Below are 24,585 nucleotides of genomic sequence, written 5' to 3' on the forward strand. Positions count from 1 at the left end.
AGGATCTAATGAAAAAATTAGGTACATTACTTGTTCTCTTTCTTTCCGTCATTGCTCTTGTAGCATGTGCTAGTGGAAAAAAAGATGCAGCTTCTGGTCAAAAACTAAAAGTTGTTGCTACAAACTCAATCATCGCTGATATTACTAAAAATATTGCTGGTGACAAGATTGATCTTCACAGTATCGTTCCGATTGGACAAGACCCACACGAATACGAACCACTCCCTGAAGATGTTAAGAAAACTTCTGAGGCTGACCTCATTTTCTATAACGGTATCAACCTTGAAACAGGTGGCAATGCCTGGTTTAGCAAATTGGTAGAAAATGCCAAGAAGACTGAAAACAAAGACTACTTTGCAGTCAGTGAAGGTGTTGATGTTATCTACCTTGAAGGAAAAAATGAAAAAGGTAAAGAAGACCCACACGCTTGGCTTAACCTTGAAAATGGAATTATCTTTGCTAAAAATATCGCCAAACAATTGAGTGCTAAAGATCCTAACAACAAGGAATTCTATGAAAAAAATCTCAAAGAATATACTGATAAGTTAGACAAACTTGATAAAGAAAGTAAGGATAAATTTAATAACATCCCTGCTGAAAAGAAACTCATTGTAACCAGCGAAGGAGCATTCAAATACTTCTCTAAAGCCTATGGTGTCCCAAGTGCCTACATCTGGGAAATCAATACTGAAGAAGAAGGAACACCTGAACAAATCAAGACCTTGGTTGAAAAACTTCGCCAAACAAAAGTTCCATCACTCTTTGTAGAATCAAGTGTAGATGACCGTCCAATGAAGACTGTCTCACAAGATACAAATATCCCAATCTACGCACAAATCTTTACTGACTCTATCGCAGAACAAGGTAAAGAAGGCGACAGCTACTACAACATGATGAAATACAACCTTGATAAGATTGCTGAAGGATTGGCAAAATAATACTCTTCGAAAATCAAATTCAAACCACGTCAGCGTCGCCTTGCCGTACTCAAGTACAGCCTGTGGCTAGCTTCCTAGTTTGCTCTTTGATTTTCATTGAGTATAAGCCTCTGAAAAACGTCATTCTCACATGAGCTGGCGTTTTTTCTATGCCCATATTTCCGGTCAAATCATTGGAAAATTCCGACTGTTTCAGCTAAAATGGAAGAAAAAAGATTGGAGTATCCTATGGTAACTTTTCTCGGAAATCCTGTGAGCTTTACAGGTAAACAACTACAAGTCAGCGACAAGGCGCTTGATTTTTCACTCACTACAACAGACCTTTCTAAAAAATCTCTGGCTGATTTTGATGGCAAGAAAAAAGTCTTGAGTGTCGTGCCTTCTATCGATACAGGTATCTGCTCAACTCAAACGCGTCGTTTTAACCAAGAACTGGCTGGACTGGACAACACGGTCGTATTGACTGTTTCCATGGACCTCCCTTTTGCTCAAAAACGTTGGTGTGGTGCTGAAGGTATTGAAAATGCCATCATGCTCTCAGACTATTTCGACCAATCCTTTGGGCGTGACTATGCACTTTTAATCAATGAGTGGCACCTATTGGCACGCGCAGTCTTTGTCCTCGATACTGACAATACTATTCGCTACGTTGAATACGTGGACAATATCAACTCTGAACCAAACTTCGAAGCCGCAGTTGCAGCTGCTAAAGCCCTATAGAAAAAATCCTCTGTCACAAAGAGTTCCCTACTCTTTGAAACGGAGGATTTTTGTTTACGAGTAAATTCAAGTTCAATCTGATAAAAACAATCGCCTTACTCTACAGATTTCAAGGCTTCAAGCATATCAATCTTTCTCAAATGATGATTAACGAAGAAACCAAGCAGGGTCAAAATGATGCTTACTGCTGCCACTGGGATTACATAGACTTCCCACCCTACCTGCGGATAAAAGAGAATAGTCGCAGGAGAAATCATTTGAATCAAAAATTGGTGTAAATAGAAACCTGAGACCAGACCAAGTACGATTCCCACAAGAGACAAGACAATCGTCTCACGGTAAATGTAGAGGGTGACTTCATTATTATGAAAACCGAGAACCTTGATAGTGGAGAGTTCACGGATTCTCTCAGCCACGTTGATATTGGTCAGATTGTAAAGGATAACAATAGCCAATAGAACCGATACGATGACTAAGATGGTCATGGTCTGATTGAGTGAGCTAGCGACGGAGTCAAAGAGTCGAATGGCTGAAGCATTCTGTACGACGCTGGATACCGCAGATTGATTCATAAGCAAGCCTGCCTGTCTTTCGATACTAGGCACACTAGAATCCTTTAGCGTAACCAGATAAGTGTTGGCTTGGGGTAGCTGGCCGTAAATTTTCTCATAGCTAGCCTGACTCATATAAATAAAGTGACCAACGTAGTTCTCAGCAATGGCAGCGACCGTTAATTCCTTACCTTCAATCTCTAGAGTCTGCCCAACCTTGACACCTGCCAACTGGGCTAGTTTAGCTGTGATGACAACTCCATCTTTTAATGTCAACTCTTGCTGATGATGTTGCAGATGAATAAAGGGAGTCAAATCTTCCTTCTCTGTCATAATAAGGGTAATAGTCTGAAGACCAGCCTTGCCTTTTAAATCCTTGTCTAGCGTTTTTGAATAGATTTTCTGGTAGGCTTTGATGTCCTGCCCTTTCAACACTTCTTCTAGCTCTGCCTTGTCTTGATTGGTCGCACTAGGATTTTCAGAGACAATCATTTGATACTGTTGGATTTGTTGAAACTGTCTAGACGGAACTCCTGCTACAGAGGATTGGATTCCCAAACCTGCAAAGAGCAGGGCGACTGAACCTGCCACACCAAAGATTGTCATCAACATCCGCTGCTTATAACGGAAGATATTGCGAGCTGTTACCTTATGAGTAAAACTGAGACGGCGCCAGATAAAACTGATGCGCTCTAGTAAGATTTTAGCCCCTTTGACAGGTGGTTTAGGTAGTAAAAGCTGGGCTGCTTCGTCATGAAGTTCCCTCCGAGCCACCAGATAGGCTGGTAACACACTCGCCAACCAACTCAGACCAAGTGCCAGTAAGCTATAGGTCCAATAGAACTGAATCTGGGTTTCTCCCACCACCATGCCTTTTGTAATGACACTTGAAATCACACCGGCTAGTAAATAATGGCCAAGTATGCTACCTAGAGCTGTTCCGACAGTCCCAGCTACTAGACCGTAAAGGAGAAACTTGGCGATAATATCCTTACTACGATAGCCCAAGGCCTTAAAAATCCCTGCATGAGTTCGCTCTTCATCCACAAAACGAGTCATGGTGGTAAAGGTGACCATGGCTGCTACGGCATAAAGCACTACAGGAAAGATATTGCCTACTGCCCGAATACTGGCTGAAGCATTACTGTACATGAGGTAGCCCTGACCGCCAGGCATGGTCTGACGATTATAGACTTGATACTTGGGCTCAGCCAAATCATCCAAGACTTGCTGATGTTTTTCTAATTTTTCCTTTTCTTGGGCTAGATTTTGTTCAGCCTGCTTTAGTCTGTCCTCTTCCTTGCTCAATTCCTGCTTGGCTTGGGTAAGTTGAGTACTAGACTGCTCTCTCTGGGCTTGAGGAAGCAAGGCTAGTTGACTTTCTTGAGCCTGTATACGAGCTTGAGCAGTTGCTAAACGACGCTTGCCTTCCTGCAAATTATTCTCAGCCTTGTCAAGTGTCTCTTGACCTTTGTCTAGAGACTCTTGGCCTTCTTTTTTCAAGAGTTGCAGACGTGCCTTGCCATTATCTGACAAAGCTTGTTCAATGTCTTCCTGATGTTGCTTGGATTTTTCTTCATAAGCTTCTGAAAAAGCATTTAAGCCTGCTAAATCTTGATATTTCAAACGAGCTATATTGTAGACTTTCTGATCAAACTGACTAGGTAAAATCACCCCATAGGCTGTCAGAGTCCCACTTCCACTTCCTGCGTAGCCCATATCTCGCTGGGAGAGGATTTCAGCCGAATCCACAAAACCAGTAATGGTATAAGTATGGTCTTTTAAAGAGGAATGACCCTCTTCTTTTTCTTTAAAGCTAATCTCCTGTCCCACGCTGTATTGGTCTTGCAAATGAGTGGCCAAAGCGATTTCCTGGTCTGACTGAGGAAGTCGTCCCTTTCTTAGCTGAAAGGTTGAAATTCGCTCTGGTTTGGAGTACAGCCGAATGGCATCCTGCCCATTATTCATAGTCACATCTGTCAAATAGCCAAACTCGACCTCTGCGCCCTCCGTCTGTTTTAGTTCTTCTTGGTCTGCTTGATCCAAGCCATAGTTAGACATGACTGCCAAATCCAAGGTTTGAGCAGTTGTTAAATAAGCATTAGCTGTCGCCTCCATGTTGGGACTGGTTACTTTGAGGCCTACTAAGGCTAGAGATCCCAACATCATCAAGGTTAAGATGGATAAAAAACGCCCCTTGGAGCCTGTGAAGGACTGAATTAAGTCCTTCCAATAGGTTTTTCGCTTGATCATGCTAGTACTCCAAACTGTCGATATCCTGAGGACGCTGGTTGATCACCACATCCTTGACACTGGCATCGTGCATATGAATCACGCGATCAGCAATGGGCGCCAAAGCTCCATTGTGAGTCACGATAATCACCGTCGCTCCCTTTTGACGTGACATATCTTGGAGGATTTTCAAAACCTGCTTGCCCGTCTGATAATCCAAGGCCCCTGTCGGTTCGTCACAAAGAAGGATTTTAGGATTTTTGGCTACCGCGCGTGCAATGGAGACTCGCTGTTGCTCCCCTCCAGACAGCTGGGCTGGAAAATTATTGAGACGATGAGCCAGACCTACATCTGTCAAGACCTGTTCAGGATTCAAGGCACCTGTCACAATTTCTGAAGCCAACTCCACATTTTCCTTAGCAGTTAGATTGGAAACTAGATTATAAAACTGAAAAACAAAACCGACATCATTGCGGCGGTAATTGGTTCTCTGGTGGGAATTGTAGTCTGCAATATTGGCACCATCAATCCAGATTTCCCCCTCGTCATTGGTATCCATTCCCCCAAGAAGGTTAAGAACCGTTGACTTGCCCGCACCAGATGCACCTAGAATGATAACCAATTCACCCTTTTCAATCTCAAAATTCACATCACGATTGGCCACAATCTCCGTATCCCCAACCTGATAACGCTTATAACAGTGTTTCATCTCAATATAAGCCATAAGACTCACCCTCTCTCAAACAAATTACTTCCTATTACCATTATAACGCTTTTTCAACTAGTTGGAAACTGCTTACATTCTCAAATCCTTCAAAAAAGGCAGTCTCAAACCACTGCCTTCTATCATCTTCTTAAAAATAAAATTGAACCAGATCGCCTTCTGCTGTCGCCACTGAAATACAATCTTTCTCTATGCATTTCACTTTTGCTTTTTCTTGATTCACTTCAATCACACTCTTTTCAATGCCTGGATAAGAAACTCGCAAATCTCCTCCACTCCTTGATAAAATGGTCATCTGTAAAAGTTTTTTATCCTCCCACCTCATGCTCACTTCAAAATGTCCACGTGCCATTAAGCCTGAAACGGAACCTCTTGACCATGCATCAGGTAGGGCAGCTAGAGGCACCAGATAAGCTGTATGAGACTGGAGTAACATTTCTGCCATGCCACTAGTAGCACCAAAATTACCATCTATCTGAAAAGGAGGGTGGCTACACCAAAGATTTGGCAAGGTGGATGACTTTAACTGCTCTGCTAATAATTTATGGGCTCGATCGCCATCTCCCAAACGCGCCCAGAGATTGATCTTATTAGCCTTGGACCAGCCTGTGCCGCCATCTCCACGATCATTGAGACTAGCACGCGCCGCATCAAGATACTCTTGTCCCTTATAGCTAAAGAGAGTTCCAGGATAGAGTCCCACTAGATGGGAAGCGTGCCGATGCTGGGCCTCCACTTTCTCATTTTGAAAATGCTGCTCTTCCTCCTCATACCACTCCCTGATTCGACCAGATTGAGTGATTTGAAGAGGATTAAGCAAGTCAAACTTCTCCTTGACCTCAGTCAACAAAGCCTCATCCAGTCCCAATTCCTGAGCAGCCTGAATAAAATCATGAAATAACTGCCAAATCAGAGATTGGTCATAGGTATTGCCAATCGAAATCGGACCATGTTCTGGAGAATAAGACGGAGAAGAGACCCAACGCTGCGCCTGCTGGTCCTTATGTAAAAAGGCATTCCAAAAACGAACCGTTTCCCTCAACATGGGATAAATTTTCTCCCTGAGATAGTCTTGATCCCTATAAAATGAATAGGCTTCATAAACAGTTTGCATCATCCACGCATTGGCAGCTGGTGACCAACCCCAATAGTAATCCCAACCAGGTGCCGTCCAGCCAAAGGGAGTAGCTTGAGTATGAACCAACCAACCATTCTCCTCCCCTTCCTGAGAGAAAATGCCTGCATACCTTGCAGCTGCTAGACGACCATAGACACGCAAATCATCGATATAGTTGATGACTGGAAAAGCCGTCTCTAGGAGATTGGTAACATAGGCTGGCCAATAATTCATCTGCAGGTTGATATTCAGGTGATAGTCCGAATTCCAAGGAGGATTATCGACTGCATTCCAGACCCCTTGTAGGTTAGCTGGTAGAGCATCTGGACAGTCTCTAGAAGAACTAAGCAATAAATACCGCCCATACTGGAAGAACAGCTCCTCCAAAGCCTGCCCCTCTTGTGGCTTATAATTTTTTAACAAATCATCTGTAGTGGATGCGTCAACATCAGCTTCCAAATCCAATTGAACACGCTGGAATAAGGCTTGGTAGTCCTCAATATGCCTTGATTTCAATTGGGTATAGCCCTTTTCTTTAGCTATCTCCACCAAGTCTTTTACCTGTTGCTCTAAATCAATTTTCTTGCGATAATTGCTAGCAGGATTTTGGGCAAAATCTGTCTTAGCCACCAAGAAGAGATTAGCATAACTGGCTCCTGATATCTGAACCTTATCTGACCAGACTCTAATGTCTCCATCTGTTTCCCAAGCTAGATAACTAGCAAACTGCAGGTCATTGTCCTTAACTCGCCCCTTCATCAAGATATAAGAATCAGTAATATCCAGCTTACACTCCTTGTAATCAGATTTTTCCTGCTCATACTTTCCATCAGAAGCCAAATCACGGGTCAAGGATAGTTCTATAGTAAAATCTAGAGTTTCCAACCCTTCCTTAGTAAAGCGCTGAACCAAGAGATCATCTGGAAAACTGGCAAAGGCTTCACGTTTAAATCTCGTTCCCTTATAGGCATAAGAAGTCGTCGCAAGCGCCTTACTGATATTCAGCTGTCTCTGGTAATCCGTCACCTGAGACAAAGTCTTGCCTTGCTGGCTGAACTCAATGAAAATATCCCCAAAGGACAGATAGGTCCCATATTGACTCGTTTTTGGTCCAATCAGGTGCTTTTCAGCCAGTTCCTTAGCCCGATTGTAATCTCTCTTTTCCAAATCCTGCCGAATCTCAGCTAAAAAACTATGCTGATTTTGAAGATTTCCACCCTGATAATCTGAACTATCAGGAAGTGGACCTCCAGACCAGAGACTTTTTTCATTGAATTGAATCCGCTCAGCACCTATAAGCCCAAATACTTTTGCCCCTAAAGAACCATTGCCTAGCGGTAAGGCCTCTTCTTCCCAACCCTTATATGTTGTTGACGCTGGTTGCTTGTAGACCAATACATAATCTTGTTTTTTATTCCTTATCATACTACCATACTAACATAAAAAGCCTAGAAATCAATCCTAGGCTTACAATTTTTTATTTTCCAAGGTAGTATTCAGAAACGACGTTCAATTTTTCGTCGAATTCGAATACCAATGGTGGGAAGTTAGGGATTTCCACATCCATGATTTCATCGTCTGACAAACCTTTGATGTGTTTTACAAGGGCACGGATTGAGTTACCGTGAGCTCCTACGAATACGTTTTTACCATCTTTAAGAGCTGGAGCGATTTTATCTTCCCAGAAAGGAAGGGCACGTTCCAAAGTCACTTTCAAGTTTTCAGCATCTGGGATAACTGAGTCGTCAAGTGAAGCGTAACGACGGTCTGTGTGAGCTGAGTGCTCATCATCACGGTCCATGTTTGGAGGCAATACATCGTATGAACGACGCCAGATGTGAACTTGCTCATCACCAAATTGTTCAGCAGCTTCAGCTTTGTTTTTACCAGTCAAACCACCGTAGTGACGTTCGTTCAAGCGCCATGATTTTTCAACTGGAACCCACAATTGGTCAGAAGCTTCAAGAGCCAAGTTAGTTGTTTTGATCGCACGTTTCAATACTGAAGTGTAAGCTTGGTCAAATTCGATACCAGCTTCTTTGATCAATTTACCAGCGTCAATCGCTTGTTGTGTACCTTTTTCAGACAAATCAACATCAGCCCAACCAGTGAAAAGGTTAGCTTTGTTCCATTCAGACTCACCGTGGCGAGCAAAAACCAATTTTACCATTAGATGGATTCTCCTTTAAATTTTCCGAGGTTTCCCCTCGTTTATCTATTCTATTTTACACAATTTTTCACAAAAAAGCTAGTCAAAACCAAAAAGGAAAGGACTGTTTGACAATCCTTTTCCTTATTAGTATCATACAACAACCTTATTTCTCTTCAAATCCTTCTGCGACTGCTTCCGCAAAGTTTTCTTCTACGATGCTTGCACAGTGGTCACAGATGACTGCGTGGTAGCTGCGTTCTGCTGTTGTTGGGTCGATACGACGGCAACGGTCACATACTTCACCTGCAGCACGTTCAACAGTAAAGGCTACATCTTCGAAGCTAACGGCAGCTTCTGGAGCTGGCCCCTCTGCGATAGTCAATTCAGACACAATCAAAAGTTGAGCTACATTGCTGTTTACTGCTTCGAGTAGAGTTTTCACAACTTCGTTTGGATAAACTGTCAAGTGTGCTTCAAGCGATTTACCGATAACTTTTGCATTACGCGCTTCTTCCAAGGCTTTTTGAGCTTGTCCACGGAAGTCCATGAAGGCTGCCCATGTGTCCAAGATTTCTTCTTGATTAGCAAAAGTTTCCGCTTCTGGCAATTCTGACAATTGAACAAAATCTTCGGCTTCAAACTCAAGGTATGACCAGATTTCTTCCGCAGTGTGAGGAAGGATTGGTGTCAAGAGTTTGGTGATTTTGACAAGAATGTCATAGAAGACAGTCTGCATTTGACGGCGTTCCAGTGATTTGGCACCTTCGATGTAAACAACGTCCTTAGCAAAATCAAGGTAGAATGCTGACAAGTCAACGTTGATAAAGTTCACCAAGGCCTTGTAGATTGTCAAGAATTCAAAGTTAGCATAGGCATCACGAATGGTCTTGACAAGCTGGTTAAAGCGAATCGTCATGTACTTATCAACTGAACGAAGCTCATCGTAAGCGACTGTATCTTGAGCTGGGTTAAAGTCAGATGTATTGGCAATCAAGAAACGAAGTGTGTTACGAATCTTACGGTAAGTTTCAGAGACTTGGCTAAGGATATCCATTGAGATACGAACGTCATTGCTAGTATCTACACTTGTTACCCAAAGACGAAGAATTTCAGCGCCAAATTGTTTCTCAACATCGCTAGGCAAAATAGTATTTCCAAGAGATTTGGACATCTTTTCACCCTTACCATCAAGCGTAAAACCTTGAGACAAGATTTGTTTGTAAGGTGCTACGCCATGGTTGGCAACAGATGTAATGAGTGATGAGTTAAACCAACCACGGTATTGGTCAGAACCTTCAAGGTAAAGGTCAGCTGGATAAGTCAGATTTGGACGATTTACCAAAACACCATTCCATGATGAACCTGAGTCAAACCATACATCCATAATATCTGTTTCTTTCTTGAACTCCCCATTTGGAGAACCTGGATGTGTAAATCCTTCTGGCAAGAGATCTTTGGCATCACGTTCCCACCAAATGCTTGAACCATGTTCTTCAAAGAGTTGAGCCACGTGTTCAATAGTTTCAGCAGTCATAATCGCTGTACCGTCTTCAGCGTAGAAGATTGGAAGTGGAACACCCCAAGCACGTTGACGAGAGATAACCCAGTCGCCACGGTCACGAATCATGTTGTAAAGACGAACTTTACCCCATTCTGAGTGGAATTTCACTTTTTCAATTTCGTCCAAGATTTCTTGGCGGAATTTAGAAACTGAGGCAAACCATTGTGGTACTGCACGCCAGATGATTGGTTTCTTGGTACGCCAGTCAAATGGATATGAGTGAGAGATTTCTTCTTGAGCAAGAAGGAGGTTACCAAGTTTTTCAATAACAGTTGGAACTACCTTTTCATAGAATTGACCTTCAAACTCAGGACCAGCATTCTTCATCATGATACCACGTTCGTCAACAGTCACTGCGACTTCAAGACCATTAGCAATACCAACATTGTAGTCGTCCTCACCAAAACCAGGGGCTGTATGGACAATACCAGTACCAGAGTCAGTTGTAACGTGGTCACCAAGAATAACCAACTCATCTACAGCTGTATCCCATGGGTGTTCTGTTACGATGTGGTTGAGTTCTTGACCACGGTAAGTTGCCAACACTTGAACGTCAACCCAGCCAAATTTCTCAGACAAGCTAGTCAACAATTCTGCAGCAACCACAAACTTACGAGCTTCACCAGCAGGTTGAACCAAAACGTAATCAATATCTGCACCAACAGTCAAACCACGAGAAGCTGTGATAGTAAATGGAGTAGTTGTCCAAACAACGATATAAGTATCTGTATCTAGAACACCTTTGCCATCTTTTACCTTATTGGCATAATAAAGTGAAGTCGAAACCAAATCATGGTATTCAATTTCTGCTTCGGCAAGGGCTGACTCAGATGACCATGACCAGTAAACTGGTTTTGCACCACGGTAGATATAGCCTTTATTAGCCATCTCACCAAAGACACGGATTTGGGCTGCTTCATAGTCTGGAGTTAAAGTCACATATAAATTTTCCCAGTCACCTGACATCCCCAAGCGCTTGAAATCATCACGTTGTTTATAAACTTGAGAAAGAGCATATTCACGGCAAAGTTTCAAGTACTCAACCAAGTCCATTTCTTTGCGTTTGACACCTTGTTTTGCCAAAACCTGCTCAATTGGCAGACCATGAGTATCCCAACCTGGGATATAAGGTGCGTTAAAACCTGACATAGACTTAGAACGAATGATGATATCTTTTGAGATATGATTCATGGCATGTCCAACGTGGATATTTCCGTTTGCGTATGGAGGGCCATCATGCAAGACAAAATGCGGTTTCCCTTCATTTAGTTCTTGACGACGTTGATAAAGTTTTGCATCTTCCCATTCCTTTTGCCAAACTGGCTCTTTGGTAGGAAGGCCTGCACGCATTGGGAAAGCTGTTTTCCCAAGATTAAGGGTATCTTTGAGTTTCATGGTATCTCCTTTATAAATAATAACAAATTAAAAACCACGACTGCCAAAAAGGACGAAAATCGTGGTACCACCTTTATTCGGAAAAAGATTTAGTCTTTCTCCCTCTTTTCCCGTAACGTGGGCAACGTCAAATCTTACTCCATTCAGACTTGAGTTTTTGAGAGGATAATCTTATCAATAGGGATTACAGGACTCACACCATCTCCTGCTCGCTGAAAATATAAGGATAAGATATTGTTCTCACATTATTTCTTATAAAATTGTAACGGATTCTTGCGGTGCTTCAAATCCTGGTTCTGAGTTTACAGCTTCAGTAGCTGGTGTTGGTCCTGAGTAATGGCTTGGAGCTACTTCTGGCTCTTCATACATTGGACCAACTGGATGAACAGGCTCTTCTTCAATTTGAGGACTCACTACAGGAGTTGGGTTTTCCACTTCCTGTTTAGCTTGAGCTTCAAATTCAGCCAATTCTTTATTGGCTGCCTCAATACGAGCCTGTAACTCTGTCATTTCTTCTTGAGAAAATTGACGTGTCATATCAATTGGTTCTTCCTCAATTGGAGCTGGAATCGGTTCTCCAAGTACTTCGCTAACCACTTCTTTAAAGGCTTCATCACTTGTCTGAAGATAAGTAGCTGTTGGACGAAGAATATCTTCCCAATCTGAAGATTCAACAATAGCCAACTGACTCTCAATTGTAGATTTGAGACGTTGGTGGAAGACACGACTCTTGTTCTTCAATTCTTCGGTTTCAACAGCAACTTTCTTAGCATTATCAGCAGCCTGACGAAGAATTTCATTTGCCTTGTATTTTGCTTCTTCCAATAATCGATGTGCATCCTGTTCAGCTTGATGAATGATATTATTTGAACGATCGTGTGCTGTTTGTTTCACTCTCTCAGCTGTATCTTGGGCAATCAATACAGACTGGCTCAACGAATCTTTCATCTCATCAAAGTAAGACAAACGCTCTTCCAAATTTTTAATATGTAAATCCTTATCATGATTAGAACGAACCAAATCTTCATAATCACGAACTACAATATCTAAAAATTCATCTACTTCTTCTGGATCAAAACCTCTAAAACGTGTGCTAAAGGTTTTATCTTTGATTTCTAACGATGTAATTGGCATATTTTTCCTCACTTACTTAATAATAACTGGACTGTTATTTTTTTCTTCTCTTTTTTAGTTTGTCCCTTATCTTGAAGCAACCTCAAACGCCCAAATTTTCTCACACTAATCAAGTCTCCAACTTGAACAGTATAATCTGATTTGTCTACCACATGATAATTTACTTGGACAACTTTCTTTTCAATCAACTGGTTTGCTTGATTTCTAGATAGTTTCAAAACATTTGATAAAAGAACATCTAATCTAAAACTAGACACGCATAAATCCAGCTCTCTATACTGTTCTAGCTTATCTATTTTCTCGGTGAAAGGACGTTCCTCCAGCGAAACAGGTATACGGCCAATTTTCTTTAATCCATCTTGAAAGAGAAGAAGAAACTGCTGATTAATCATAATCTGCGCCCGTTCTTCATCCACTAGGATATCTCCAAAAAGTTTCCGTTCAATCCCTAATTGATTGATGACTGTCCCTAAAATCTTAGCATGCGTTAAGTGTTCAAATTTATTGGAATACACTATTTCCTGGAGAGATATTTCAAAATCTGAAAACTCTGGCTGGAAATAATCTGGGTATAATAAAACTCGAACATACTCACTCGAGACGAATTCCCCACTACTGCTACAAGCAAGACCATAAGTTTTGACCAAAATCTTTAATAGTTTCTCCTGATGAGGATTGATAAAGGGAGTTAAAAAAGGAGCATAGCTATCTTCTACCTTCTTTATCCATTCCATTCCCTTATCAAGAAAGGGACGGTCTTCTATAGAGAAATGCTGGTAAATCCCTTTATTCATCCTATCATCGCCAGAAAACGGACTAGGTTTTCTCCTAAAAATCGAATCAAAACAATCGCAACCCAAACAGATAAATCAAGACCTGCTATCTGTAAAGGCAGGCGTTGCAAAGGAGCAAGCACTGGTTTTACCAATGCTACAATCCAACGACCCAAACTTGATTCGTAGGCGCCTGGAAGCCAAGACATGACAGCAAAGGCTACCAAAATCAGGGAGTAAATATCCACTGCATTATAAATCAGACGAATTAAAAAAATCATTATCGTACTCTATTTCGCTTCATATCAAAGCCAAACTCACCATTTTGTTCTTCATCTGGTAAACGAATATCTTCTACGTTCACAATAACATTCACTGGTGTCAACAGGTACATGGTAGAAGCTACCTTTTTCAAATTTCCAGCTAGAACATGGCAAGCTCCATCCAGATAATCTAAACAACGACGAGCTTGCACTTCAGTCATATATTGAAAATCAATCAAAATACTTTCGTTTCCTGCTAATAAATCAACAATTTCTATCGCATCTTCATATTTTCTAGGATAACGAACATCAATTGTTACTTTTTCAGTAGAATGCTGATTTTGCTTTGCTAACTCTTGTTGACGTGCATGCAGTCTAGTAATATTATTTTCTTTTGTACTACTTGTGCTTGGTGTTTGATTCGTTGAGAGAGCCTTTTCCTGTGTAGAATTTACTGGAGTTAGAATAGGCTCATCTCGTTTTTCATTAGGGAGACTTAAATCCTCATCCTCCGTAAAATAATCTATAAATCTATCGAATCTATCTTTTAAAGACATGGTTCTCTCCTACTTAAAAAATGCTGTACCTATGCGAACAAAGGTGGAACCGAATTGAATCGCTTCTTTATAATCACGACTCATTCCCATGCTTAAGTCGGTCATAGGCATATTTGGAATTTGTTTTTCTTGGATTTCTTTTTGTAAATCTTGGGTCGCCTTGAAAATTTCTTTCAACTGCTCACTGTTAGCCTCAAAAGGTGCCATCGTCATTAAACCAACATATTCAATCTTATCTAGTTTGCCCAACTCTGGCAAGACTTCCAATAATTCTTCTCTCGAAAAGCCGTGTTTACTTTCTTCTTTAGAAATATTTACTTGAAGGAAACACTTGATGACTCGGTCACTTCTTTTTTGGATTTCCTCTGCTAGCTTTACTGAATCCAATGCATGGAAATAATCAACGTATTGAATGACATCTTTCACCTTACGTCTTTGCAAGGTACCAATCAAATGCCAAGTCACATCTCGATCTTTTAAAGCTTGATATTTCTCTAGAAACTTATCTACACGATTTTCACCGATATGATGAACCCCTAGCGGAAGCAAGGCTTCCGCTGTCGGTACATCTACATACTTGGTAACTGCAATGACAGAGACTGAGCCACTCTCGCGATGAGCACTCAGACTTGCTTCTGCGACTTCCCGAAAAACACGTTCTGTATTTTCTTTTACATTCATTTACTTAACGATTTTTGAAAAATGGAGGTGTATCCAACTCATCTTCATCTTGCGAATTTGGAATTTCAAAACGTTCTACCGGTGACACTACTGAATCAGTCGGACGAACAATTGTCTCGCGACGTAAATCCCAATCACCAAAAGCAGAGCCTTGAGCTTGTTCCGAGCGACGTTGATTTTGTTTTGGTAATTCAGCTGTTTCTGCCATATCAAAATGACGATCAAAGCCATGTGAATGAGCTGGCTTTACTGTCTCACGGTAGTTAGTAGTAGGTCTAGCTTGTGGAGCCACAACCTTTTCTACGCGGTCTTGACGAACACCCGTTGCGACAACTGTTACACGAATTTCATCACGCATACTTTCATCAATTGAAGTACCGAGCCAGATGTTCACTCCTTGACCTGCTGCCTGGTTCACAATTTGTGAAGCCTCTTCTGCCTCAATCAAGGTTAAGTCAAGACCACCAGTTACGTTGACAATCACATCTTCTGCTCCATCAATTGTTGTTTCAAGAAGTGGAGAGTAAATTGCCTTACGTGCTGCTTCTACCACACGTTCTTCTCCACTACCGATACCAATACCCATAAGAGCATTCCCTTTATTTGCCATAACTGTTTTCACATCGGCAAAGTCAAGGTTAATCAATCCTGGATTGGTAATCAAATCGGTAATTCCTTGAACACCTTGACGAAGAACGTTATCTGCTTCGCTAAGAGCCTCCAGGAGCGGTGTTTTCTTATCAACAATTTCAAGCAAGTTGTTGTTTGAAATAATCAATAGAGTATCTACATGCTCACGTAGTTGATTGATTCCTTCTACAGCGAATTGTCCACGTTTGCTTCCTTCAAAACCAAACGGACGTGTTACAACACCAACTGTAAGAGCACCTAAATCTTTAGCAATACGAGCAATAACAGGAGCAGCTCCAGTTCCAGAGCCTCCTCCCATACCAGCAGTGATGAAGACCATATCTGCACCACTGATAGCTTCAGTCAGTGTCTCTTCGCTTTCTTCAGCAGCTTTACGACCAACCTCAGGTTGACCTCCTGCACCCAAACCACGAGTCAATTTAGGTCCCAACTGAATAACAGTCTCAGCTTTTGTACTACTCAATGCTTGTACATCTGTGTTTGCTGCGATAAATTCTACGCCTGTAACACCTTCGTCGACCATACGGTTGATGGCATTGCCACCACCTCCACCGACACCAATTACTTTAATCACTGCACCTTGAGCAGCAGCTGTATCAAATGAAAATGTCATAATTTATTTTTCCTCTTTATTCGTCAAACATGCTTCCGATCAAGCCACGGAAACGATCTGCTAATTTCGGTTTATTTTGTGAAGCTTGTTGGAAATCCGCCATTGGTTCCGTAGGCGCCACCGGCTCTACTTCTGGAGCAGGAGCTGGTTGAACAGGCGTTGATTGTACAAACTGAGCTGTTTTCTGAATCATTCCCCCAAAACTAAGCGGTTGTTGGAATAATCCTTCATCACCCTTGACTGCTCGTTGAGCCAAGAGATGTACTTCTGTCAATTGTCCCGCGAATTCTGATAGACTAATCACATGCGCAAAGGCTGGATTACGAATCCCAACTTGGTTTGGAACATAGAGTTTCACACGAACACCAAAAACTTCTTGAGCAAGCTCCACAATACCCGGTAAAATAGCCGTTCCACCAATCAAAACAATTCCACCAGGAAGATCCAATAAATGTCTTCTGTCTAAGTCTTGTTTGATTTGTTCAAAAATATGCTTAATACGTGCAGAAATAATCTCTGACAAGTAATTTTCTGTTACTTCAACAGGTTCTACTTCCCCGATCACTTCGACTTGGAATGTTTCTTTACTTGCGAGAGGAGGATAAGCCTCTCCATAGTTTAATTTCAAACCTTCGGCTAGTTTCTGTGATGTCTTCAAGACTTTAGAGATATCCTTAGTTACATAATCTCCGCCTTCTTGGAGAATATTGGTAAACTGGAGTTCTTGATTACGAATTGTAGCGACAGTCGTTTGACCTGCCCCCATATCAATCACTGTAGCACCAAATTCACGTTCACCTTCATTCAAAATAGATTGAACCATTGCTAGTGGTGAAATAATAATATTTTCAACCTGAACACCTGCACGTTCAACTGTCTTACGTAGGTTATGTAAAATAGTGCGAGGACCTGTATAAAGTAAACCACGCATTTCAAGGCGAACCCCCATCATACCACGTGGGTCACGAATCCCTTGAAAACCATCCACAATAAATTCCTCAGGAATGAATGTGATAACTTCACGATCAGGTGTCATACTCTTTGTCAAAGCTGATTTGACAACATTTTCGACATCTTGATCCATAATTTCCTTGGTATCAGATGTTACTGGAATCATTCCTTGAGTTGGTTCTACCTGTAAGAGATTAGCTGGTAAACCAACATTCACTGATTTAATTGAGATGCCTGCTTTTTCTTCTGCTTGGGAAATTGCTGATTTGATAGCAGTTGCTGCTGCATCAATATCAACGATAATCCCATCCTTTACACCTTTACTTTTGGCATTACTCACGCCAATTACATTTAATTCACCATTTCTCTGCTCAGCTACAAGCACCTTGACAGAGCTTGTTCCAATATCTAGACCTGTAAAAAAGCCTTCTCTAGCCATTACATCGCATCCTCTCTATCTTCCAAGTTTCTAACTTCGTAATATTCAATAGCTAAACGTAGGCATAGCTATTCACAGAATATTATAACACAAAAAATCTCATCGTGCTCAGTTTTTTCCTAAATTTACCAGCCAATTTTTTAGTTTTTCTGTTCAGAAATTCATTCACTGTAAACTTTGTCAACAATCTGTCTATTCTACAAAAAAGAAAGCTCATTTCTAAGCTTTCTTTGCAATCATTTTTTCTGCTTCTTGTTCTAAAAATAGTTCCAAAATTTTCTTTGTCAACGTAATCGCCGCTGACAAGGCCAGAGAAACGATTAAATAATTAGCTACTAAGCCGTGGTCTCCAACCAATGGCGGTTTGGTCAAGAATCCGTAATCTCCACCTGTTACCAAATTGACCACAAAAATCAAGGCATTTAGTCCAAAGGTCATAAGAAAAATTCCTTTCACATCCAGTAATCGCGCATTATACTGTCTCAAGAGATAAACTAGAGAGTTCCCCAAGAGAGCTAAGTGGCCAAAGATAAAGGATAAAATCGCAATATGCGGGAATGGATAAGGATCTGGCACTGGATAAACAAAGGCAGCTAATGTCCCAAATGTTCCTAGTAATGCAAAATACTGCCTATATTTAGACTGACCAGGAAGCAAGAGCACCACAAACATAGCCATACGGCAATGGTAAAAGGGTAAACTTTCTGACAGTGGCATATGATTGACCCCATACCAACCATAAAGAAGGATTAACTGAACGGCCTGCAAGATTTGGAAAAATCGTTGGTAAACCTTCTTTTCACGATAACGATAGGCTGTATAGAAGGTCAAGGCCAAGAGTGTAAATATACTGACATACCAATAAAGATCAAACTTGGGTGGCTCTGTTGCTTGGGTCGTAAAAAAAATATCCCATAAATTCATCTAGTATTCCTCATGATTCAAAATTTTCCTGCATTTTATTATACCATGCTATTTGTCAAAAATGAATTTAGAAATACGATAATCATCTTCTTAATCAAGATATTGCTCCCTCTGACCTTGATAAACCTGCCAAAGAATTTCTATTTGCTCCTTGGTAATGCGTTTTTCAGATAAGGCTGGCAGTTGGTCAATGGCAAAAAATTGAAGGGCAGCAATTTCTTGATTTTTTTGGAATTGTCCATCAAGAAGCTTACATTCAAAAACAAACTTTGCATATTGCTTGCTCTGTAGTTGGAAACGATTTGTATCAAAAACAGCTAGTAGTCTTTCTACTTTAGCTTCAAAACCGGTTTCTTCTTCAATTTCCTTGAGAATATTTTCTGTTGGAGAATAGCCGACTTCACCAAAGCCACCTGGCAAAGCCCAATCATTCTCTCCTTGTCCCCTAACCAGACAAATTTTTTCATCCTCAACTATCCAAGCACGGACGTCCATTAAAGGAGTCGCATAAGCGGAGGTCGGTTTCAAGAGTTCTGCCACTTCGTCTGCATCAAGGTCTGATACCTGATTCAACATTTCAGATAACAGACTTCGCAAGTCTTCGTAGCGCTCACGGTCAAAAGGATCTTTTGTAAAGGTTAGTCCAGTATCTGTAAGAGCAATCATTCTTTGAAGATACTTAGCAAAATCACTAGCATTCATTTTCTAAACTTTCTACCAGCTTAGCTAGATTCATGGAGTTAGAGCCCTTGAGCAAGATTTGATCATGCACTCCAAGGCTTTCCTTGACCTGCTTGACTAGGTCTTCAAATTGGTCTTGGTCTTCTGTTTTCTTGAAGTAGTAAACGTGGCCGATTGGGAACATTTGACTAGCCAATTGGGCTAATTCAGCAATGTCTTCTCCATAGAAAATAACGGTATCCAGCACATCTGGCGAAAGACTCAAAATCATCTGGTTATGAAGTTGAACTGACTGGTCACCAAGTTCCTTCATGTCTGCCAAGACCGCAATTTTCTTACCTTCTTCATTAGCTGGAATAGCAGAGAAAGTCTCTAAAATCAGCTTCATAGCAGTTGGATTGGCATTGTAAACATCTGATAGGATATCTGCTCCATTGGCTGCTTTCTTCCATTCGGTACGGTTACGCGTCAATTCAAGATTTTGGAAGGCCTGACGAATTTGCTCCTCTGAAACTCCTTCTTGTAGGGCAACATAAGACGCAATCATAGCATTAGTGGCATTGTACTTACCAGTCACTGGCAAATCAAGGGCTTGTTCCAAGAAATTAGCCTTAAAGGTCAGACTATCCTTGCGCTCAACCAATTCGGTAATTTCCAACTCAGCTCCTTGCCCAAAACGGACCACCTTTTTATCAGCTGGCAAGTAGGCCTCTACAATCGGGTCAGCTGGTGCCAAAAGCAAAGAACCTTCAGCCATGCCATCTGCAATTTGCATTTTCCCTTTAGCAATCTCAGAACGGTCTTTGAAAAAGGCCAAATGAGCCTCTCCAACCAAGGTCACGATGGCTGTTTTTGGATGAGCCAATTCAGACAAGAGATGAATATCTCCCAAGTGATCCTGCCCCATCTCCAAGACTAACTTTTCTGTCCCTTCAGGCATATGGAGAACTGTGTAAGGAAGACCAATCTCATTATTGTAGTTGCCTTGTGTTTTGTAAGTTTTGTAGGTTGTTGATAGCAAGTGTGCTAACATATCCTTGGTCGTTGTCTTACCATTTGAACCTGTAACCGCAAAGACATCAACAGCTGTTTTTTCAAGATAATAGGCAGCTAGGGATTGAAAGGCAGCCAAAACGTCATCTACTAGAATGTAGGGATGATTTGCGACCTCTTTCTCAGACAGGGTTGCAGCAGCGCCATTTTCAAAAGCTATTTCGATAAAGTCATGACCGTCACGCGCACCTTTGAGGGGCACAAATAAATCCCCTGCCGCAATCAAACGACTGTCAAACTCAGCTTTCTCTAACTGGGTATCCTCAAAGATGCTGATATCATTTTTAGCTCCGACAACTTGGGCCACTTCATGAATTGTTAATTTCATTTCTACTCCTTTAAAAAGGGTTGAAGTCCGAGAACTCTAGTCACCTTGCAGTGATGGTTCTGGCTTCTACCCTCTCTTTCATTTTTATAGCAAATGCGCTTCGCGCTTGTCAAAACTTTCCTTGGCAAGATCAACCAATCGCTCGATTAAGTCTGGATAGCTGATTCCCATATTGTCCCAAAGAAGTGGATACATTGACCACTGGGTGAAACCTGGCATGGTATTGAGCTCGTTGAGGAAAACCTCTCCCTTATCTGTATAGAAGAAATCGCAACGAGATAGACCGAGGCCTCCAATCGCACGAAAGGCCGTTTCTGCATTTTGACGCATAACAGCTACCACATCATCACTGATTTTAGCTGGGATATCCATGGTAATCTTGTTATCAATATACTTGGCATCGTAGTCATAAAAGGCAACATCCTTGACTACTTCTCCTGGAAAGGTGCTTTTGACATCGTAGTTGCCCAGTAGACCAACCTCGATTTCACGGGCATTTACCCCTTGCTCTACCAAGACACGGCTGTCATATTTGAAGGCAAGTTTCAAAGCTTGACGGAGTTCCTCTTGGTTTTCAGATTTAGAAATACCGACACTAGACCCCATGTTTGACGGCTTAGTGAAGACTGGATAAGCCAATTTTTCTTCCACTTCAACGATTTTAGCAGTCACATCATCCCCTTCAACGATAGCCACATAAGGAACTTGGGCAATCCCGACAGATTCTAAGACACGCTTGGTCGTGATTTTATCCATGGCAAGGCTTGATGACAAGATGTTGCAACCAACGTAAGGCATTTTCAAAACTTCCAAGAAGCCTTGGACAGAGCCATCTTCTCCCATCGGACCGTGAAGAACTGGGAATACCACTGCACCTTCTTCGTAGATAGCACTTGGTGCAACTTGCTTATCCCAATCAATGGTTTCATTGGTCATGAGACGGTCCTCTTGACCTGGAGTCTGACTAAATTCCTGCGTTTTGATAAAGTCACCTGACTGACTGATAAAGAAAGTCTTAACTGTGAAACGGTCGTAATTGACCGCACGCATGACACTTTCCGCTGAAAGGACAGAGACTTCGCGTTCCGCACTCCGTCCACCATATAAAAGAATAATCGTTTGTTTCATATTATTTGTCCTAATTCTACTAGAATACTCGCTCTTTAGTATATCATATTTGCTTCTTTTTTGAAACTTGAACCTGATACTAGTCTTCAAGAAATCTAAAAAAAGACCGATAAAAAATGTCGGTCTCCTTGATTTTTTTATAAATGAATTGAGTTTGTTAAGTTGTCTCCACTTACAACTCTGTTCGATTTTCAATGGCTCGTAAGAGTGTGACTTCATCTGCATACTCGATATCTGCCCCCACAGCAAGACCTCGTGCCAGGCGCGTAACCTTGATGCCAGCTGGCTTGAGCAAACGTGAAAGATACATGGAAGTTGCTTCCCCATCTGCCGTAGCATTTGTTGCTACGATTACTTCTGAAACCTCACTATCCATAAGACGAGTCATGAGGCTCTTGAGATTGATATCGTCTGGACTGATACCATTCATAGGAGAAATGAGGCCATGCAGGACATGATAGAGTCCATGGTATTCTTGGATATTTTCCATGGCCGCCACATCCCGACTATCCTCTAGCACCAAAATCGTTGTCTGGTCACGAGTCGGATCGGTACAGATAGAACAAGGATCGTCGTCTGTCAAACGTCCACAAATAGAACAGTAGGTCAATTCTCTCTTAGCAGAAAGGAGATTTTTTGCAAATTCATTGACATCATCATCAGACATCCCAATCGTATAAAAGGCCAGACGCGTAGCCGTCTTAATCCCGATACCTGGTAACTTGGAATAACTGTCAATCAGCTTGGCAATGGGTGTTGGATAAAGCATAATTTCCTTTCTAGTTCATCGGATGGTATTTTTGATACAGATTGATAATGTCACGCGCAATGGAAGGTCCTACACCTTTTGTTAGATTGGTATTATGAGGAAAGACCACTGCAACAGCGATTTGGGGATTATCAGATGGGGCATAGGCCACCGCATTGGTATTGGTTGCTTGCTGACCATCTGCCACATAGCTTTCGGCTGTACCCGTTTTTCCGCTAATGGATACCAAGGCACCATTTGAAAAGGCACGTCCAGTTGTCAATCCACTAGTCCCATGAGCAACCTGATAAAAACCTTGGTGCAAGATGCTCATATCGGAGTCGGATATATTGACCTTATTCATCTCTGTCGGTTGCAGTTGCTGAATCAAGTCGCCCAGTCCTCCCTTATCATTATTTCCATAAATGCCTTCCACAATACGAGGAGCCACACGAACACCATCATTTGCAATAGTTGCTACATACTGAGCCAACTGCATGGGCGTATAGTTATCAAACTGCCCAAATGCATTAGTAATGTAATTAGCAAAGCTATAGTCTTTGGGAACAAATCCAGTAGATTCATCTGGTAAGTCAATCCCGGTCGCAGACCCCAAGCCATATTCGCCAAAGGTTGAACGCAGTTTCCCCATAGCAGACTCTAGATTGCTGGTGCCGACAAACATATTGGGTTGATAGGTTTGCCCCATAAGACCTAAGGCTGTTTGGACCATATAAGTATTGGATGAATACTCCAGAGCTTGAACTGCCGTAATCGGCATTGGCCCAGAAAAGGCAGTATACCAAGAATTAATTGGAGCTGAACCTTGGAAGACAATGGACTGGTCTGTCAAGGTCTGATTTCCTGACAAGACTCCATTTTCCCAACCTGAGCTGATGGTCGCCGCCTTGACAACCGAACCTGGAACAAAGACATTGGTTACTGTTCCCAAGGAATCCGGCGTCAACTCTCCCGTTTTCAAGTCATGTTTAATCCCTGACATAGACAAAACAGCACCTGTTTTTGGGTTAAGGGCGACTGCATAGACACCTTCAGAATACTTGGCTCCACCATTCCCCAACTCTGAATTGAAATAACTTTTCAGCAAGGCATCCACGCTATCTTGGAAGGCCAAATCAATGGTCAGTTTAATATTATTCCCTTTGGTACCAGCCTCGATATTTTCGACACTTTCCATGTTGCCATATTTATCCAGATGGATTTCTTTTACCGAGCGTTTACCTTGCAAGGTTTCCTCGTATTGCTTTTCTAGGTAAGAGGTCCCAACACGGTCATTTAGAGAGTAACCTTTTTTAAGATAAGCATCTGCTTCTTCCGCTGGGAGACCAGCTTTTTCACTGGATACACTACCTACTATAGAAGAAAGGGAAGTCTCTAAAACTTTTCGATCCCAAGAAGTTGAGATACTGATGCCGGGTAATTGTTTCGAAGCAGAGGCAATCAGAGCAATCTGGGTGTCTGTCAAGGCATCTGTCACAATGGTTCCTGTCGCAAAGTTTCCAACGGCATTTAACTGACTAAAAAGATAGATTTCTTTCTTTTTATCCTCTGTATAGTTTAGTTGACTCGCTTGGACACTATCAACCGCATTGTTATACAGTTCTGATTCGGATAGGCGATTGCCATCTGAATCCAAGCGTTTCTCACTTGGGAGAGCCTCCACTGTTTTTTTATAGATTTCAGGATCAGCCAAATAGTAATCTGCCAACTGGCGTTCTGTCAAATTTGGCGAACTGATGCTCACATATCCCAGCAACTGACTAGCGATTTCTTTCAGATCTTTAGCCGTCATTTTATTACTACGCGTAAAGGAAACAACCTGCTTTAACGTATTTTCTACCAAAGGTTTTCCACTAGCATCATAGATTTCCCCACGGGCAGAACTGGTTGTGACCTTGGTCTGACTAGCTGAGGCTAGCTTTTTTTCGTAAAAATCCTTGTTCAAAACCTGCATATACAACAAACGACCAATAATGGTCATAAAGAGTAAAATGACAATTGAAAACAATAAATTAAGCCGAATCGGAATCGAATGGCTATTAAATTTTCTCATACAAATCAGTCTCATTTCTAACTTAAAGTCTTACTCTTAATTGTACCACAATTTGAGCAGAAAATTATGGAAAAGAAAGAAGCTTTTTTCGTTTTTACAGTAAGATACGTTTTTATTTATTCATCCCTATATTATATGTTATAATGAATGTAAAAGTTCAATAATCTAGTCTTTTTCCAACACGACTCATTTAAAGG

General features: G+C 41.5%; 20 protein-coding genes and 1 other annotated feature. Of the genes, 2 read left to right on the forward strand and 18 right to left on the reverse strand.

Annotation, left to right across the window (positions count from 1 at the left end):
• Positions 1–8 precede the first annotated feature (8 nt).
• Together psaA and tpx are read left to right on the forward strand one after the other, a co-directional pair.
• On the forward strand, positions 9–938 hold the full coding sequence (gene psaA / locus QM424_RS06020) for a metal ABC transporter substrate-binding lipoprotein/adhesin PsaA (protein ID WP_000733069.1): 930 nt from the start codon (positions 9–11) through the stop codon (positions 936–938).
• A 228-nt stretch (positions 939–1,166) separates the two neighbouring features.
• Entirely contained in the window at positions 1,167–1,658 is a 492-nt protein-coding gene (tpx, locus tag QM424_RS06025; RefSeq protein ID WP_414393634.1) for a thiol peroxidase, read from the forward strand.
• Positions 1,659–1,753: 95 nt separating this feature from the next.
• Here tpx and QM424_RS06030 read toward each other — a convergent pair whose 3' ends face one another.
• The 18 genes from QM424_RS06030 to pbp2b all read right to left on the reverse strand — a co-directional run bounded on the left by QM424_RS06030 (position 1,754) and on the right by pbp2b (position 24,403).
• The gene (locus QM424_RS06030) at positions 1,754–4,462 is read right to left on the reverse strand and encodes an FtsX-like permease family protein (protein WP_414393636.1); all 2,709 of its coding nucleotides are present in this window, start codon (positions 4,460–4,462) and stop codon (positions 1,754–1,756) included.
• A 1-nt stretch (position 4,463) separates the two neighbouring features.
• Positions 4,464–5,165: an ABC transporter ATP-binding protein gene (locus tag QM424_RS06035; protein WP_414393638.1), complete on the reverse strand. Its 702-nt coding sequence runs from the start codon at positions 5,163–5,165 to the stop codon at positions 4,464–4,466.
• Between the two features lie 130 nt (positions 5,166–5,295).
• Positions 5,296–7,707 carry a glycoside hydrolase family 95 protein gene (locus QM424_RS06040; protein ID WP_414393640.1) on the reverse strand — a complete coding sequence of 804 codons (2,412 nt, stop codon included), beginning with the start codon at positions 7,705–7,707 and terminating at the stop codon, positions 5,296–5,298.
• Between the two features lie 52 nt (positions 7,708–7,759).
• Positions 7,760–8,452: a phosphoglycerate mutase gene (locus tag QM424_RS06045; protein ID WP_000240129.1), complete on the reverse strand. Its 693-nt coding sequence runs from the start codon at positions 8,450–8,452 to the stop codon at positions 7,760–7,762.
• 145 nt (positions 8,453–8,597) lie between these two features.
• On the reverse strand, positions 8,598–11,390 hold the full coding sequence (ileS, locus tag QM424_RS06050; protein ID WP_414393644.1) for an isoleucine--tRNA ligase: 2,793 nt from the start codon (positions 11,388–11,390) through the stop codon (positions 8,598–8,600).
• A gap of 45 nt (positions 11,391–11,435) precedes the next feature.
• Positions 11,436–11,648: a binding site (T-box leader), on the reverse strand.
• A complete protein-coding gene (locus QM424_RS06055; protein WP_414393647.1) occupies positions 11,643–12,524 on the reverse strand; it encodes a DivIVA domain-containing protein in 882 nt (293 codons plus the stop codon). Its footprint overlaps the feature before it by 6 nt.
• An 8-nt stretch (positions 12,525–12,532) precedes the next feature.
• A complete protein-coding gene (locus tag QM424_RS06060; RefSeq protein WP_414393650.1) occupies positions 12,533–13,318 on the reverse strand; it encodes a YlmH family RNA-binding protein in 786 nt (261 codons plus the stop codon).
• Positions 13,315–13,578 carry a YggT family protein gene (locus QM424_RS06065; protein WP_049540006.1) on the reverse strand — a complete coding sequence of 88 codons (264 nt, stop codon included), beginning with the start codon at positions 13,576–13,578 and terminating at the stop codon, positions 13,315–13,317. The genes QM424_RS06060 and QM424_RS06065 overlap by 4 nt, the downstream gene beginning before the upstream one ends.
• Positions 13,578–14,117 (reverse strand): cell division protein SepF, encoded by a 540-nt coding sequence (locus tag QM424_RS06070; protein WP_414393653.1) that lies wholly within the window; start codon positions 14,115–14,117, stop codon positions 13,578–13,580. The genes QM424_RS06065 and QM424_RS06070 overlap by 1 nt, the downstream gene beginning before the upstream one ends.
• A gap of 9 nt (positions 14,118–14,126) precedes the next feature.
• Positions 14,127–14,798 (reverse strand): YggS family pyridoxal phosphate-dependent enzyme, encoded by a 672-nt coding sequence (locus QM424_RS06075; protein ID WP_414393657.1) that lies wholly within the window; start codon positions 14,796–14,798, stop codon positions 14,127–14,129.
• 4 nt (positions 14,799–14,802) lie between these two features.
• Positions 14,803–16,062 (reverse strand): cell division protein FtsZ, encoded by a 1,260-nt coding sequence (gene ftsZ, locus QM424_RS06080; protein WP_000144273.1) that lies wholly within the window; start codon positions 16,060–16,062, stop codon positions 14,803–14,805.
• A 16-nt stretch (positions 16,063–16,078) separates the two neighbouring features.
• The gene (ftsA, locus tag QM424_RS06085) at positions 16,079–17,452 is read right to left on the reverse strand and encodes a cell division protein FtsA (RefSeq protein WP_000090384.1); all 1,374 of its coding nucleotides are present in this window, start codon (positions 17,450–17,452) and stop codon (positions 16,079–16,081) included.
• 219 nt (positions 17,453–17,671) lie between these two features.
• A complete protein-coding gene (locus QM424_RS06090; protein ID WP_023943744.1) occupies positions 17,672–18,376 on the reverse strand; it encodes a YwaF family protein in 705 nt (234 codons plus the stop codon).
• 90 nt (positions 18,377–18,466) lie between these two features.
• Positions 18,467–19,078: an NUDIX hydrolase N-terminal domain-containing protein gene (locus tag QM424_RS06095; protein WP_414393662.1), complete on the reverse strand. Its 612-nt coding sequence runs from the start codon at positions 19,076–19,078 to the stop codon at positions 18,467–18,469.
• Positions 19,068–20,438, reverse strand: a complete 1,371-nt coding sequence (locus tag QM424_RS06100; RefSeq protein ID WP_414393664.1) for a UDP-N-acetylmuramoyl-tripeptide--D-alanyl-D-alanine ligase — start codon at positions 20,436–20,438, stop codon at positions 19,068–19,070. The genes QM424_RS06095 and QM424_RS06100 overlap by 11 nt, the downstream gene beginning before the upstream one ends.
• 84 nt (positions 20,439–20,522) lie before the next feature.
• Entirely contained in the window at positions 20,523–21,566 is a 1,044-nt protein-coding gene (locus QM424_RS06105) for a D-alanine--D-alanine ligase (RefSeq protein WP_414393667.1), read from the reverse strand.
• Between the two features lie 172 nt (positions 21,567–21,738).
• Entirely contained in the window at positions 21,739–22,335 is a 597-nt protein-coding gene (gene recR, locus QM424_RS06110; RefSeq protein WP_000966754.1) for a recombination mediator RecR, read from the reverse strand.
• A gap of 10 nt (positions 22,336–22,345) precedes the next feature.
• Positions 22,346–24,403 carry a penicillin-binding protein 2B gene (gene pbp2b, locus QM424_RS06115; RefSeq protein ID WP_414393670.1) on the reverse strand — a complete coding sequence of 686 codons (2,058 nt, stop codon included), beginning with the start codon at positions 24,401–24,403 and terminating at the stop codon, positions 22,346–22,348.
• Positions 24,404–24,585: the final 182 nt, after the last annotated feature.

This window comes from Streptococcus mitis, from assembly GCF_047464945.1.
Lineage (GTDB): Bacteria > Bacillota > Bacilli > Lactobacillales > Streptococcaceae > Streptococcus > Streptococcus mitis_EA.

What these genes read in the sequence shown, in the direction of transcription:
- QM424_RS06105 (WP_414393667.1), bottom strand. Translation starts at nt 21,566, where the DNA reads ATGAAACAAACGATTATTCTTTTATATGGTGGACGGAGTGCGGAACGC.
- ftsA (WP_000090384.1), bottom strand. Translation starts at nt 17,452, where the DNA reads ATGGCTAGAGAAGGCTTTTTTACAGGTCTAGATATTGGAACAAGCTCT.
- QM424_RS06100 (WP_414393664.1), bottom strand. Translation starts at nt 20,438, where the DNA reads ATGAAATTAACAATTCATGAAGTGGCCCAAGTTGTCGGAGCTAAAAAT.
- recR (WP_000966754.1), bottom strand. Translation starts at nt 22,335, where the DNA reads ATGCTTTATCCAACACCCATTGCCAAGCTGATTGACAGTTATTCCAAG.
- QM424_RS06030 (WP_414393636.1), bottom strand. Translation starts at nt 4,462, where the DNA reads ATGATCAAGCGAAAAACCTATTGGAAGGACTTAATTCAGTCCTTCACA.
- QM424_RS06065 (WP_049540006.1), bottom strand. Translation starts at nt 13,578, where the DNA reads ATGATTTTTTTAATTCGTCTGATTTATAATGCAGTGGATATTTACTCC.
- ileS (WP_414393644.1), bottom strand. Translation starts at nt 11,390, where the DNA reads ATGAAACTCAAAGATACCCTTAATCTTGGGAAAACAGCTTTCCCAATG.
- pbp2b (WP_414393670.1), bottom strand. Translation starts at nt 24,403, where the DNA reads ATGAGACTGATTTGTATGAGAAAATTTAATAGCCATTCGATTCCGATT.
- QM424_RS06075 (WP_414393657.1), bottom strand. Translation starts at nt 14,798, where the DNA reads ATGAATGTAAAAGAAAATACAGAACGTGTTTTTCGGGAAGTCGCAGAA.
- QM424_RS06055 (WP_414393647.1), bottom strand. Translation starts at nt 12,524, where the DNA reads ATGCCAATTACATCGTTAGAAATCAAAGATAAAACCTTTAGCACACGT.
- QM424_RS06095 (WP_414393662.1), bottom strand. Translation starts at nt 19,078, where the DNA reads ATGAATGCTAGTGATTTTGCTAAGTATCTTCAAAGAATGATTGCTCTT.
- QM424_RS06045 (WP_000240129.1), bottom strand. Translation starts at nt 8,452, where the DNA reads ATGGTAAAATTGGTTTTTGCTCGCCACGGTGAGTCTGAATGGAACAAA.
- QM424_RS06040 (WP_414393640.1), bottom strand. Translation starts at nt 7,707, where the DNA reads ATGATAAGGAATAAAAAACAAGATTATGTATTGGTCTACAAGCAACCA.
- psaA (WP_000733069.1), top strand. Translation starts at nt 9, where the DNA reads ATGAAAAAATTAGGTACATTACTTGTTCTCTTTCTTTCCGTCATTGCT.
- QM424_RS06070 (WP_414393653.1), bottom strand. Translation starts at nt 14,117, where the DNA reads ATGTCTTTAAAAGATAGATTCGATAGATTTATAGATTATTTTACGGAG.
- QM424_RS06060 (WP_414393650.1), bottom strand. Translation starts at nt 13,318, where the DNA reads ATGAATAAAGGGATTTACCAGCATTTCTCTATAGAAGACCGTCCCTTT.
- QM424_RS06035 (WP_414393638.1), bottom strand. Translation starts at nt 5,165, where the DNA reads ATGGCTTATATTGAGATGAAACACTGTTATAAGCGTTATCAGGTTGGG.
- QM424_RS06090 (WP_023943744.1), bottom strand. Translation starts at nt 18,376, where the DNA reads ATGAATTTATGGGATATTTTTTTTACGACCCAAGCAACAGAGCCACCC.
- ftsZ (WP_000144273.1), bottom strand. Translation starts at nt 16,062, where the DNA reads ATGACATTTTCATTTGATACAGCTGCTGCTCAAGGTGCAGTGATTAAA.
- tpx (WP_414393634.1), top strand. Translation starts at nt 1,167, where the DNA reads ATGGTAACTTTTCTCGGAAATCCTGTGAGCTTTACAGGTAAACAACTA.